This is a genomic window from Burkholderia sp. L-4 (genome assembly GCF_056856535.1).
Map to the genome: position 1 here is coordinate 2118070 of NZ_JBXEOX010000002.1, position 12126 is coordinate 2130195.

10 protein-coding genes are annotated in these 12126 nt (G+C 69.2%); 5 read left to right on the plus strand and 5 right to left on the minus strand.

Annotation, left to right across the window (positions count from 1 at the left end; all coding sequences use genetic code 11):
* Nucleotides 1-106: 106 nt before the first annotated feature.
* Nucleotides 107-763: a LysE family translocator gene (locus AC1VVG_RS26300; RefSeq protein ID WP_482836688.1), complete on the minus strand. Its 657-nt coding sequence runs from the start codon at nt 761-763 to the stop codon at nt 107-109.
* Between the two features lie 285 nt (nt 764-1048).
* On the opposite strand from AC1VVG_RS26300, the gene AC1VVG_RS26305 reads away from it, so the two are divergent.
* Nucleotides 1049-1531, plus strand: coding sequence for an Lrp/AsnC family transcriptional regulator (locus AC1VVG_RS26305; protein WP_034191471.1), 483 nt, complete (start codon nt 1049-1051; stop codon nt 1529-1531).
* A gap of 324 nt (nt 1532-1855) precedes the next feature.
* Here AC1VVG_RS26305 and AC1VVG_RS26310 read toward each other — a convergent pair whose 3' ends face one another.
* Together AC1VVG_RS26310 and AC1VVG_RS26315 are read right to left on the minus strand one after the other, a co-directional pair.
* Entirely contained in the window at nt 1856-1999 is a 144-nt protein-coding gene (locus AC1VVG_RS26310; protein ID WP_167361898.1) for a hypothetical protein, read from the minus strand.
* 232 nt (nt 2000-2231) lie between these two features.
* A complete protein-coding gene (locus AC1VVG_RS26315; RefSeq protein ID WP_482836689.1) occupies nt 2232-3890 on the minus strand; it encodes an IclR family transcriptional regulator in 1659 nt (552 codons plus the stop codon).
* A gap of 176 nt (nt 3891-4066) precedes the next feature.
* Between AC1VVG_RS26315 and AC1VVG_RS26320 the strand changes: the two genes are divergently transcribed.
* From AC1VVG_RS26320 to AC1VVG_RS26330, 3 genes are all read left to right on the plus strand, one after another.
* A complete protein-coding gene (locus AC1VVG_RS26320) occupies nt 4067-5026 on the plus strand; it encodes an MBL fold metallo-hydrolase (protein ID WP_006482658.1) in 960 nt (319 codons plus the stop codon).
* Nucleotides 5027-5205: 179 nt separating this feature from the next.
* Nucleotides 5206-6552 carry an MFS transporter gene (locus tag AC1VVG_RS26325; RefSeq protein WP_482836690.1) on the plus strand — a complete coding sequence of 449 codons (1347 nt, stop codon included), beginning with the start codon at nt 5206-5208 and terminating at the stop codon, nt 6550-6552.
* Nucleotides 6553-6638: 86 nt separating this feature from the next.
* Nucleotides 6639-8000, plus strand: a complete 1362-nt coding sequence (locus tag AC1VVG_RS26330) for an MFS transporter (protein WP_482836692.1) — start codon at nt 6639-6641, stop codon at nt 7998-8000.
* Between the two features lie 70 nt (nt 8001-8070).
* Here the strand turns inward: AC1VVG_RS26330 and AC1VVG_RS26335 are convergent, their stop codons facing one another.
* Both AC1VVG_RS26335 and AC1VVG_RS26340 read right to left on the minus strand, forming a co-directional pair.
* Nucleotides 8071-9855 carry a sensor domain-containing diguanylate cyclase gene (locus AC1VVG_RS26335; protein ID WP_482836693.1) on the minus strand — a complete coding sequence of 595 codons (1785 nt, stop codon included), beginning with the start codon at nt 9853-9855 and terminating at the stop codon, nt 8071-8073.
* A 334-nt stretch (nt 9856-10189) separates the two neighbouring features.
* Nucleotides 10190-10984: an SDR family NAD(P)-dependent oxidoreductase gene (locus tag AC1VVG_RS26340; protein ID WP_482836694.1), complete on the minus strand. Its 795-nt coding sequence runs from the start codon at nt 10982-10984 to the stop codon at nt 10190-10192.
* 136 nt (nt 10985-11120) lie between these two features.
* Here AC1VVG_RS26340 and AC1VVG_RS26345 point away from each other — a divergent pair, with 136 nt between their 5' ends.
* Nucleotides 11121-12080 carry a GlxA family transcriptional regulator gene (locus AC1VVG_RS26345; RefSeq protein ID WP_124608373.1) on the plus strand — a complete coding sequence of 320 codons (960 nt, stop codon included), beginning with the start codon at nt 11121-11123 and terminating at the stop codon, nt 12078-12080.
* The last annotated feature ends 46 nt before the right edge of the window (nt 12081-12126 follow it).

Below are 12126 nucleotides of genomic sequence, written 5' to 3' on the forward strand. Positions count from 1 at the left end.
CCCGGGCATGTCCAACGAACCAGCCGCTACCCTAAAGCATTCGGCGAGCGGCTGCTTTTTCGCGGGGCTCGACGGCGGCCGCGACGAAGCCGGCAGACCGGGCCGTTCAGTTCCACCCGACCATCATCGCGCCCATTCCGACGAGCAGCCCGCCCGTCATGCGGTTCATCGCGCGCATCCGCGCCGGCCGCTGCAGCGCGCGGCTCAGCCGGTGCGAGAACAGCGCCATCGACGCGACGCCGCCCGCGAACAGCAACGCGAACGTCGTCGCGAGCAGGAGGAATTGAAGGTTCAGGCTCCAGTCGGCATTCGGGCTGATGAACTGCGGAAAGAACGACGGAAAGAACAGCAGCGTTTTCGGATTCAGGCCGGAGGTCGCGACGCCGCGCCAGAACAGCGCGCGGTCGGTGTCGGTGTCCCGCCGGGCGATCGCGGCTCCGGCCGCGGCATCGGTGGACGGAGCGGATGCGTTGGCCGGCGCCCGGCTGAGCCATTGCCTGGCGCCGAGCCACACGAGATACGCGGCGCCGGCCCAGCGCAGCGCGGTCAAGGCATGCGCGCTGACATGCACCAGCGAATTCAGGCACAGCGCGGTCAGCGCGAGTTGCAGCAGCACCGCGAGCGTGCCGCCCCACACGCACGGCAGCGCGCGGCGCCAGCCGGCGCGCAGCGCCTGGTTCATCGTGAGCAGGTTGACGGGACCGGGGGCGTAAATCAGGACGACGGAAGCAGCGAGGAACGACAGATAAAGCTTGAACGACATGACGGGAGTGCAGGAACAGGGCCGCGGGCACCGGCCCCGCACGCGGTCGGATAGGCGTGCGGGCGGCGGGGAATCGCATGCCTGCGGCCCGGCACCGCAACTCGTGATTGCGGCCGTGCGTCCCGCTGCGAAGGGGTGGTCGCGGGGAGCGTGCCGGGCAGCAGGCATGGTGAAAATGTATCAAGCGGCCCGGTTAAAAGGCTTCCTGTTTTCCGGCTAAATGGGCCTGAAACCAGAATCCTGTTCAGCTAGAATGCTAATTTTAAGTAGAAGATTCTTTTCATCATGGCTACCCGCGAACGCACGCCGAGAACGCTCGACAACCAGGACCGCAAGATCCTGGGCGCATTGCAGAAAAACGCGCGCCTGTCGAACGCCGAACTCGCCGAACAGATCGGCATGTCGACCACCGCCTGCTGGAACCGCACGCGGCAACTCGAACTCGACGGCTACATCGACGGGTACGTCGCGCTGGTCAACCAGCGCATGCTCGGCTACGCGGACATCGTGATCCTCGAAGTCACGCTCGATCGCCACGAGGACGACGCGCTCGCGCGTTTCGGTTCGGAGCTGGCGGCGCTGCCGGAAGTGCTCGAGGCGTATCTGGTGTCCGGCGAGTACGACTACTGGATCAAGGTCGCGGTGGACGGCACGGCCGGCTACGAGCGCTTCCTGCGCGAAAAGCTGTACCGGATTTCGAGCATCCGCCACAGCCGCTCGATGTTCGCGCTGCGTTGCATGAAGGACGTGCCTTCGATCCAGGTGTGATGGGGTGCGGAGGGAGGCTGGCCGTCGTTGAAACGACGGCGCGTGCGGCTGCGGGCGGGGCGCGGAGAAAACCGCCAAAGGGCCGACAGGCAGGGCTCGCCGGCGGAGTCCGCAGGCGAGCGCGCAAAACGGATGAATCTTCCGGTGGCGGCGGTCCGGCGCAATCGTGCGCCGGCTATCGGCCTTGAAGCGGCCTCGAGATGACCTTCAAACGCTCGCGGCGCGGTGAGCACGGCCGGCCGGGACGAGCCCGGCCTGTTTCCACGCCGGCACCGCCATGTTCCGATGCCCGACGCAGCGGCCGCTGGCGGCCGGTCGGCCTGCTCAGCGCGGCAGGCGCGCGTGTGCTTGCGCGATGATTTCGCAGTTCTCGAGGTGGAGCGCCCACGCTTCTGCAAGCAGCTCGCTCACACGTGCGAGCCAGCCGGTGGATTGGGTGGAACGGTTGGAGACGTTGGACGTTTGCATGGTGAAGCCCCGTATAGGTGGCGAGTTAGGGATAACCCTAATCATAGCGGAGCATCACCGCCTTGTGAAATGCGATTTCGTTATATGAGAATTCCTGACACTTTATGTTGCTGCCGCGCAACATGCATGTCTGACCGCGTTTGCGTCGCGGACAGGCGTGCCGAGGCCGTCCCGGCCAGGCTTCGCGGGAAGCGGGACAGGGGAAGTCGAGCGTAGGGGAAACGGGGCGCGATTACCGGCCGATCCACCCGAACCGCCAGGACAGTCGCCGCGTCGCGGCGAGCAGTGCCTGTGCGAGGTCGCTGTCCGGCCCGCGCGGGAAGCCGCGCGACGAGCCGATGATCGCGATCACGAGCCGGATGCTGCCGGTGTGATCGAACACGGGCGCGGCGACCGTGCCGATGCCCGGCACCGGCGCGTCGAATGCGAAATCGAGTTCGTCCGCGCGAATCGCCGCGAGCCGCGCACGGAATGCGGCGTCGTCCGGCGCGGTGCGGCTGCCCGCGAGGCGCACGGGCTCGTTGGCGAGCAGGTCGGCCAGCACGTCCTCGGACATGCCGGACGCGAAGATCCGGCCGATCGCCGTATTGACGAGCGACATCACGGTGCCGACCTGCAGGCTCACGTGCTGCGGCCGTGCCGATTCCTCGAGACGGATCACGGTCGGGCCGAGCGGGCCGAGCGTCGCGGCGGCGACGCTCATGTCGGTCGCGGCGGCCAGCGCGACGATCTCGGCTTCCGCGTCGCGCGTCGGCGACACGCGCTGCATCGCGATCAGGCCGAGCGCCTGCGCGAGCGGGCCGCCGTCGAAGCAGCCGGCGTCGTCGCGGCTCAGCAGGCCGATCTTCTGCAGGCTGACGAGATGGGGGAACGCCTTCGCGGCCGGCATGCCGGCTGCCGCCGCGAGATCGCGCAACGGCAGCGCGCGGCCCGCCGACACCAGCGCGAGCAGCAGGTCGCCGGTGCTGTCGAGCGCGTTGATCCCGCGTTGCGCCTTCGCGTCGTCGGCCAGTGCCGGCGGCACGCGAGCCGGGCCCGCTGCCGGCGCGGGCAGCGGTTCGGCCTGGTTCGCCCTTTCCGCGCCGAGCGACGCGGTGGCCTGCCGCGCTGCTTCGCGCAAGGCCGTCGCAGTCGGGCCGTGCCAGTCGACATCGATCGACCCGCTCGAACCGATCACCGTCAACGCAAGCTGCAGACGCCCATGCGCGTCGAGGACGGGCACGCACATCGCGCTGACGCCGGGGCTCGGCCGGTCGATGCCGCGCTCGATGCCGCGTGCGCGGATCGCCTCGCGTTCGGCCTGCTGCACGTCCGCGTCCGGCGCCGGCTGCACGCCCTCGGCGCCCGCGAGCGTCTCGCCCGCGCCGGCCTGGCTCGCCGCCATCGCGTCGAGCTGCGCGGGTTCGCCGAATGCGCGGAACACGCGGCCGGTCGCCGTCGTGTCGAGCGACATCACCGAGCCGACGTGCAGGTTCACATGCAACGGATAACCACGGTGCTCGATGCGCACGATCGTCGGGCCGAGCGCGCCCGGCACCGACAGCGCGACGCTCAGGCCCACGGCTTCGGCGAGTCGCACCGCGTGCGGCAGCGTCGCGCGGTAGGCCGGCTGGCGCTCGATCGACATCAGCCCGAGCCGCAGCGACAGCGGGCCCGGCTCGTAGTTGCCGGTGATCGCGTCGCGCTTCACGAGCGCGAGCCGCGTCAGGCTGACGAGATAGGTATGCGCCTGCGCGGTCGACAAGTCGGCCGCCGCGGCCAGTTCCGACAGCCCGAGCGGCTTGCGCCGGCGCGCGAGCGCGTCGAGCAGCCGGCCGCCGACCTCGACACTCTGGATGCCGCGCTGCGCCTTGGGCGGCGCATCGTCCGCGCTGACTTCGTGGTTCTGCACGCGATGATTCTTCCTTGACGAAACCCCGCATGGTATCCGACGCCATTTATCGCGCCAGCCCGCAGGTTTACCCGTATTAGACAATAGCAAGCGACTTTGTCATTGACAAATATTCGATGCGGGAAGATGATCCGCTCACTCCCCTCAACACATGGCTCGCAGCCACGGAACGCAACATGGCCAAAGCATTCGCCTCCCAAGCCGATCTGGAAGAGAAGAAAGTCACCTGGACGAAGCTGTCCGAGAACGCCTACGCGTACACCGCCGAAGGCGACCCGAACTCGGGCGTGATCATCGGCGACGACAGCGTGCTGATCGTCGACACGACCGCGACGCCCGCGATGGCGCAGGACCTGATCGCGAAGATCCGCAGCGTGACCGACAAGCCGATCAAGCACGTGGTGCTGTCGCATTACCACGCGGTGCGCGTGCTCGGCGCGTCCGCGTATTTCGACGAAGGCGCGCAGCACGTGATCGCGAGCCGCGGCACGTACGAGATGATCGTCGAGCGCGGCGAGGCCGACATGAAGTCGGAGATCGAACGCTTCCCGCGCCTGTTCGCCGGCGTCGAGACGGTGCCGGGCCTGACCTGGCCGACGCTCGTGTTCGAGCGCGAGATCACGCTGTTCCTCGGCAAGCTCGAGGTGAAGATCATGCACGTCGGCTCGGGCCACACGAAGGGCGACACGATCGTCTGGCTGCCGTCGCAGAAGGTGCTGTTCTCGGGCGACCTCGTCGAGTACGACGCCGCGTGCTACTGCGGCGATGCGCAGCTCGAACAGTGGCCGGCCACGCTCGAGGCGCTGCGCGCGCTCGGCGCCGAGAAGCTCGTGCCGGGCCGCGGCCCCGCGCTGCTGAACCCGGCGGAGGTGAACAAGGGCCTCGACTACACGAAGGATTTCGTCACGACGCTGCTCGCGCAGGGCCGCAAGGCCGTCGAGCGCAATCTCGACCTGAAGGCGGCGATGGCGCTCACGCGCGAAGCGATGGACCCGAAGTTCGGCCACGTGTTCATCTACGAACACTGCCTGCCGTTCGACGTGTCGCGCGCCTTCGACGAAGCGAGCGGCATCGCGCATCCGCGCATCTGGACCGCGCAGCGCGACAAGGACATGTGGGCCGCGCTGCAGGACTGAGCGGCACACGACGGCGAGCGCTGACGTAGGCATCGCCGTTTCCCCGACGGTTGCGGCATCCGCGGCGGCAGTGCGCCGCGGTGCCGGCAGCCGGATCCGGTCTCACAAGAAAGCAGGGCGCACGCACGCCCTCGGAGACTGCCGCGCGCGCGAATCGCGCGGCCCGTTTGGAGAGAGACATGCCCCAATCGCTTCCCGCCGGAGCGACGCTCGCGCACGCGCATGCGCCGGCTTCGGTATCCGAATTCAGCGACGCGCAACTGTTCCGCAAGATCGCGTGGCGGATCGTCCCGTTCCTGTTCCTCTGCTACGTCGTGTCGTTTCTCGACCGCATCAACATCGGCTTCGCGCAGTTGCAGATGAAGCACGATCTCGGCTTCAGCGATGCGATGTACGGCCTCGGCGCCGCGGTGTTCTACGTCGGCTACGTATTCTGCGAAGTGCCGAGCAACATGCTGCTCGCGCGCTTCGGCGCGCGCCGGACATTCATGCGGATCATGCTGCTGTGGGGTCTCGCGTCGACCGGGATGATGTTCGTGTCGCAGCCGTCGCACTTCTACGTGCTGCGCTTCCTGCTCGGCGTGTTCGAAGCCGGCTTCTTCCCCGGCATCGTGCTGTACCTGACCTACTGGTTCCCGGCGAACCGGCGCGCGGCGGCGATCTCGGTGTTCTTCGCGGGCGTCGCGGTGGCCGGCGTGCTCGGCGGCCTGCTGTCGGGCTGGATCATGCGCGACATGAGCGGCGTGCTCGGGCTGCACGGCTGGCAATGGATGTTCGCGATCGAAGGCGCGCCGGCGATCCTGCTCGCGTTCGCCGCGTTCACGTTCCTGGTCGACCGGCCGCAGGACGCCGCATGGCTCACGGCCGACGACAAGGCGCGCGTCGCCGCGCTGTGCGCCGAAGGCCGCGGGCACGGCAGCGCGTACGACGGGCGCAGCGTGATAGCCGCGCTCGCGAACCCGCGCGTGTACCTGTTCGCGTTCATCTATTTTTCGCTGACCTGCGCGTCGCTGACGCTCAACTTCTGGATGCCGCTGATGATCCGCGACTTCGGCGTGACCGATGTCGTCGCGGTGAGCCTCTACACGGTCGTGCCGAACGCGGTCGGCGCGGTCGGGCTGGTGCTGATCGCGCGCCGCTCGGACCGCACCGGCGAGCGCCGCAAGCACTTCGCGTGCTGCACGATCGGCGGCGGGCTCGCGCTCGCGGCGCTGACGCTGCACCTGCACAGCTTCGCGGCGATGCTCGCGTGCCTGTCGATCGCGGCGACGCTGATCTTCGCCGCGCTGCCGATCTTCTGGGCCGTACCGACCCGCTACCTGTCGGGCAACGCGGCCGCGGCCGGGATCGCGCTGATCAGCAGCCTCGGGATCACGAGCGGCATCGTCAGCCCGTGGGTGATTGGGATGATCCGCACGCGCACCGGCAGCATGGATCTCGCCGTGTACCTGCTCGCCGCGCTGCTGGTGGCCAGCGGCGCCGCGCTGATGCTCGGCGTGAAGGGCGAAAGCGCGCCACGCGGCTGAGCACGTGACGACCGGTCGCGGCCCGCGGGCGGCGGCGGCCGGCGCTTCCTCTTCGCCCGCACCCGAATCCATCGAGGAGACGATCGATGTCAGCCCCTCTTCACGCGCACGCCGCACCGGCCGCCGTGTCCGCCGCCGGTTCGACGGATGCGGCCGACGACGATGCGCTGTACCGCCGTATCGGCCTGCGGATCGTGCCGTTCCTGTTCATCTGCTACATCGTGTCGATCCTCGATCGCAGCAACATCGGCTTCGCGCAGTTGCAGATGCGGCAGGATCTCGGCCTGACCGACGCGATGTACAGCCTCGGCGCGGTGCTGTTCTTCGTCGGCTACGTGCTGTTCGAGGTGCCGAGCAACGCGCTGCTGCGCCGCTTCGGCGCGCGCCGCACGTTCGCGCGGATCATGTGCCTGTGGGGCGCGGTGTCGGTTGCGATGATCACCGTCGACAGCGCCCGGCACTTCTACGTGCTGCGCTTCCTGCTCGGGCTGTTCGAGGCCGGGTTCTTTCCGGGCGTGGTGTTCTACCTGACGTACTGGTACCCGGCGCGGCGGCGCGCGTCGGTGCTGTCGATCTTCTACGCGGGCGTCGCGGTGGCCGGGATGGTCGGCGGGCTGCTGTCGGGCTGGCTCATGCGCGGGATGTCCGGCGTGATGGGGCTGCACGGCTGGCAATGGATGTTCGCGATCGAAGGCGCGCCCGCGATCCTGCTCGGCGTGGTCGCGTGGTTCTGGCTGTGCGACCGGCCGGAGCACGCGCGCTGGCTGTCCGACGCCGAGCGCGAGCGGCTGGCGGCGGACCTGGCCGCCGACCGCGCCCGCATGGGCGCGCCGGCGCCGCATTCGCTGCGGCAGGTGCTGGCCGAACCGCGCACGTACCTGTTCGCGTTCATCTACTTCTCGTTGACCACCGCGCTGCTGATGCTGCTGTTCTGGATGCCGCTGATGATCCGCGAATTCGGCATTCACGACGTCGTGCGGATCAGCCTGCTGTCGGTCGTGCCGAATGCGATCGGCGCGGCCGGCCTGATCGCGATCGCGCGGCGCTCGGACCGCAAGCGTGAACGGCGCCGCCACTTCGCCGCCTGTGCGTTCGGCGGCGCGGCGGCGCTCGCGCTGCTGACGCTGCACCTGCCGAGCATCGTCGCGATGATGGCGCTGCTGTCGATCGCGGCGACGCTGATCTTCGCCGCGCATCCGGTGTTCTGGGCCGTGCCGTCCGCGTATTTCTCGGGCGCCGGCGCGGCCGGCGGGATCGCGCTGATCAGCAGCATCGGCGTGTCGAGCGGGATGATCACGCCCTGGCTCGTCGGGCTGATCCGTACGCGAACCGGCAGCATGGATCCGGCGATGCTGATGATCGCGGCGCTGCTGGCCGCGTGCGCGATCGCGATGCTGCTGGGCGTGCGGCCCGGCGAGGCGGGTGCGCGGGCGGACGCCGCGCCTTGACGGCGAGGCCGCGTGACCGGGCGGCGGCGGGATGCCGTCGTCCCGTTCCCGGCGGAAGCGGGCGCCGCGGCTACGCCCGATACACCTCGATCCGGTTGCGGCCGCGTTCCTTCGCGAGATAGAGCGCCTTGTCGGCGCGCGACAGCGCCTGGTAGGCACCCAGGTCCGATTCCCGCATCGCGTCGATGCCGATGCTGACGGTCAGCACGATCTGCTCGTCCTCGTGCGTGAGCTGCGTCTGCCGCGCGCGCTGCTGCACGCGCCGCGCAAAGGCCAGTGCCGTCTCGAGGTCCGATCCCGGCAGCACGATCGCGAACTCCTCGCCGCCGACCCGGCCCACGATGCAGTCCGGCCCGGTTTCCGCGAGCAGCAGCCGCGCGAAATGCCGCAGCGCGCGGTCGCCGAGCGGGTGGCCCCAGCGGTCGTTCAGCGCCTTGAAGTGATCGAGGTCGAGCATCAGCACGGCGGCAGCGTGGCCGGTCGCGCGTACGCCGCGTAGCGCCGCTTCGCTTTGCCGCATGAACGCATGGCGATTCGACAGTTGCGTCAGATGGTCGGTCGTCGCCATCCGGTGCAATTCGGCCTCGATGTGCTTGCGGTCGGTCGCATCGGTGATGAAGCCGTGCCACACGGTGCCGCCGTCGATCGTGCGCTGCGGGCGCGCATCGCCTTCGCGCCAGCGCAGGCCCTGCCCGGGCAGCAGCACGCGATACTCGAGACGCCACGGCGTCAGGTGCACCGACGATTCCTGCAGCGACTGCCGATAGGCGGCCAGGTCGGCCGGATGGATCCGCATCTCGACCGTGTCCGCCTGGCGGGCGAGCTGCTCGGACGTCAGTTCGTAGATGTCGCGGACACCGGCGCTCGCATACGAGAAGAAGCGGCGCCCGCCGGCGGTCTGCCGCAACTGGAATACGAGCCCGGGAACCTGGTCGGTGAGGTCCGTGACGAGCGCGGCCGAGTCGAGCAGCCGCTCGGCGAGCTCGCGCAGCGCGGTGATGTCGGTGGTCGTGCCGACCATCCGCAGCGCGCGGCCGTTGCCGTCGCGCGCGATCACCTTGCCGCGGCTGCGGATCCACTTGTACGTGCCGTCCTTGCAGCGGATGCGGTGCTCGACTTCGTAGCTGTCGGTCCGGCTCTCGAAATGGGCGAGCATCGCGGCCTTCACGTCGTCGGCGTCGTCCGGATGCAGGCGTTCGTAAGCGTCCTCGATCCGGTTGCTCAGCTCGTGCGGCGCATAGCCGAGCATCGCCTTCCACGCCGGCGAATAATGGATCTCGCCGGTTTCCACGTTGCGATCCCACACGCCGGTGCCGCTTTCGGTCAGCGCCAGCGCCGTCAGCGTGCTGTGCTCCTCGACGCGCGCCAGCCGTTCGCGCAACGCGGTTTCCGTGAGGGCGCGGGCCAGCGCGCGCTCGGCCACGACCGCGAGATCGAGCAGCAGCGCGCATGGCGTGCCGTCGAGCGTCAGGGGGGTGTCGTTGGCGATGCACAGCGTGCCGAGCGTCGTGCCGTCGGCGGTGGTCAGCTCACAGGCCGCGACGATCTGCGGCGCGTGCGGCGGGCCGTCGTCGCATCGCAGGTCGTGTATGACGTAGCGTCTGCCGGTGGACGGATCGCGTTCGACGCGCGCTGGAAAACAGTCGGCCGGAAGCGGGTCGGGCACGGCTCCGTCGGCCGCCAGCACGCGTTGCGTGCCGCGGCCGGCGCGCGCGACGAACGCGCCGGCCGCGCGTGCATGCGCACGCGCAATACGGCAGACGGCGACGAGTTCGGGCAGCGCCGCAAGCGCCGGCTGCTTGTCGGCGGGATCGCGTGCGGCGGCCGGCGCGTCGCCGGTCTCGGTGATGAACATACGGAACCGCCTGGTCGAATTCCGCAACGGACGATTGCCCTCGTGATCGGACGAGGTTGCGTGGGGACTGCAATCGCAGAGCTTACTGTCGCGCGGAATGCGTGGCAAGCGTGTCGGAATCGATGGGTGGCACCGGTCATTTGTGCCGTCGGGGAACGAATTCGCGAGAGCGTTCCCGCAGACGAATCGAGCGTTCCGCGCCGGCCCGTCAACCTGCCGCCGAACGCCGGGCGACCGTCGGTCGAGTCGTCGCCGGGCATCGCCGTGTTCCGTCACGTTTGCCGGCGTTCGATCCGTTGGCCGGCCCCGCTCGGCGCGGGGCCGGCGCGATCGATCAGCTCGCGTAGCGCGGTGCGGGCGTATCGGACGACAGGTGCGGCGCCATCGTGCGGCGTGCGGTCTCGTATGCGTCCCATTCGTCGCCCGCGTGCAGCGACGGGATCGTCACGAGTTCGCCGCGATCGAAGCCGACGAGTGCCGCGTCGACCATGTCGGGCGCCGTCATCACGATTTCCTTCGGCAGGTGCTCGAGCGGCAGGCCGCCCGTCTGCCAGAAATCGGTGGCCGTCGCGCCCGGCAGCACGGCCTGCACCCGTACGCCCTTGTCGGCGAGTTCGTGATGCAGCGACTGGCTGAACGCGAGCACGAACGCCTTGCTGCCGCCATACACGCCGTTCAGCGTTTCCGGCGAGATCGCGACGATCGACGAAATGTTGATCACGGCGCCGCCGCCGCGCGCGACGAAGCCGGGCACGGCCGCGTAGGTCAGGCGCGTGAGCGCCGTCACGTTCAGGTCGATCATCCGCGTCATCGCGTCGACGTCGCTGTCGAGCAGCGGCGCATGCGTGCCGATGCCCGCGTTGTTCACGAGCAGCGTGATGCTCGCGTCCTGCTTGAGCTTCGCCTCGACGGCGGCGAGCGCCGCGCGGTCGTTGAGGTCCGCGTCGACGATCTCGACGCTGCGCTGCGTGTCGTTCGTGATGTGCTCGGCGAGGGCGCTCAGCCGGTCGCGATTGCGCGCGACCAGGATCAGGTCGTAGCCGCGGCGCGCGAGGCGGTCCGCGTAGACGGCGCCGATGCCCGACGAGGCGCCGGTAATGAGGGCGGTACCGCGATGTGCTTGCGTCATGATGTGCTCCGTTTCGGTGGGAATGGCCGGATGGCGTGAAGCCATTCTGGCGCCGAAGTGCGGCGACACAAATGACGTAGATGGGTATGATTCAGGACATCGGGCCGATGACCGCGCCCGGGACCGGAGAATGCTCATGCACCGAATCGGCTTTCTGATCAGCGACGGCTTCCAGATCATGGCGCTCGCCGCGCAGTCGGTGTTCGAGTACGCGAACATGGGCACGCGCGAGCCGTTCTACGTGATGGACAGCTATTCGGTCGACGGCGGCGACGTGCGCTCGTCGCTCGGGCTGACGGTCGCGACGCGCGCGCTGCGCGGGCGGATCGACGTCGATACGTGGATCGTCGCGGGCGTCAACGATCCGCTCGTCTCGCCGGCGCCGGCCGGCGTCGTCACCTACCTGAGGCGCGCGAATGCGCGCGCGCGGCGGATCGCCGGCATCTGCACGGGCGCGTTCGTGCTGGCCGAGGCCGGGCTGCTCGCGCAGCGCCGCGCGACCACGCACTGGGCGTTCGGCCGCGACATGCAGCGGCACTACCCGGAGATTCGCGTCGAGGAAGACCGGATCTACATCGTCGACGGGCCGATCTGGACCTCGGCCGGGATGACGGCCGGGCTGGACCTCGCGCTCGCGATGGTGGAAAAGGACCTGGGCGCCGACGCCGCGCGCTCGGTCGCGCACAAGCTCGTGATGCACCAGCGCCGCGGCGGCGGCCAGTCGCAGCATTCCGAAATGCTCGATCTCGCGCCGAAATCCGACCGGATCCAGAACGCGCTGAACTATGCGCGGCGCAACCTCGGCCGCGCGCTGACCGTCGAGGAACTCGCCGAAGCCGTCCACCTGAGCCCGCGCCAGTTCAGCCGGGTGTTCACGCTCGAAACGGGGCAGTCGCCGGCGAAGGCGATCGAACGGCTGCGGCTCGAATCCGCGCGGCTGATGATCGAGCAGAGCCGCCATCCGCTCGACGTGATCGCGAAGGAGAACGGCTTTCGCGACCGCCGGCACATGCGCGAGGCGTTCGTGCGCGGGTTCGGCGTGCCGCCGCAGGCAATGCGGCGCGACGCGCGGCTGGACGAACGGGAAACGGGCTGACGCGGGCGCCAGCGCGGCCCGGGAAAAGCGCGCAAAATCTCCGGCA

Coding starts and splice junctions, on each gene's coding strand:
- AC1VVG_RS26300 (WP_482836688.1), bottom strand. CDS start 763: ATGTCGTTCAAGCTTTATCTGTCGTTCCTCGCTGCTTCCGTCGTCCTG.
- AC1VVG_RS26330 (WP_482836692.1), top strand. CDS start 6,639: ATGTCAGCCCCTCTTCACGCGCACGCCGCACCGGCCGCCGTGTCCGCC.
- AC1VVG_RS26325 (WP_482836690.1), top strand. CDS start 5,206: ATGCCCCAATCGCTTCCCGCCGGAGCGACGCTCGCGCACGCGCATGCG.
- AC1VVG_RS26340 (WP_482836694.1), bottom strand. CDS start 10,984: ATGACGCAAGCACATCGCGGTACCGCCCTCATTACCGGCGCCTCGTCG.
- AC1VVG_RS26305 (WP_034191471.1), top strand. CDS start 1,049: ATGGCTACCCGCGAACGCACGCCGAGAACGCTCGACAACCAGGACCGC.
- AC1VVG_RS26310 (WP_167361898.1), bottom strand. CDS start 1,999: ATGCAAACGTCCAACGTCTCCAACCGTTCCACCCAATCCACCGGCTGG.
- AC1VVG_RS26320 (WP_006482658.1), top strand. CDS start 4,067: ATGGCCAAAGCATTCGCCTCCCAAGCCGATCTGGAAGAGAAGAAAGTC.
- AC1VVG_RS26345 (WP_124608373.1), top strand. CDS start 11,121: ATGCACCGAATCGGCTTTCTGATCAGCGACGGCTTCCAGATCATGGCG.
- AC1VVG_RS26335 (WP_482836693.1), bottom strand. CDS start 9,855: ATGTTCATCACCGAGACCGGCGACGCGCCGGCCGCCGCACGCGATCCC.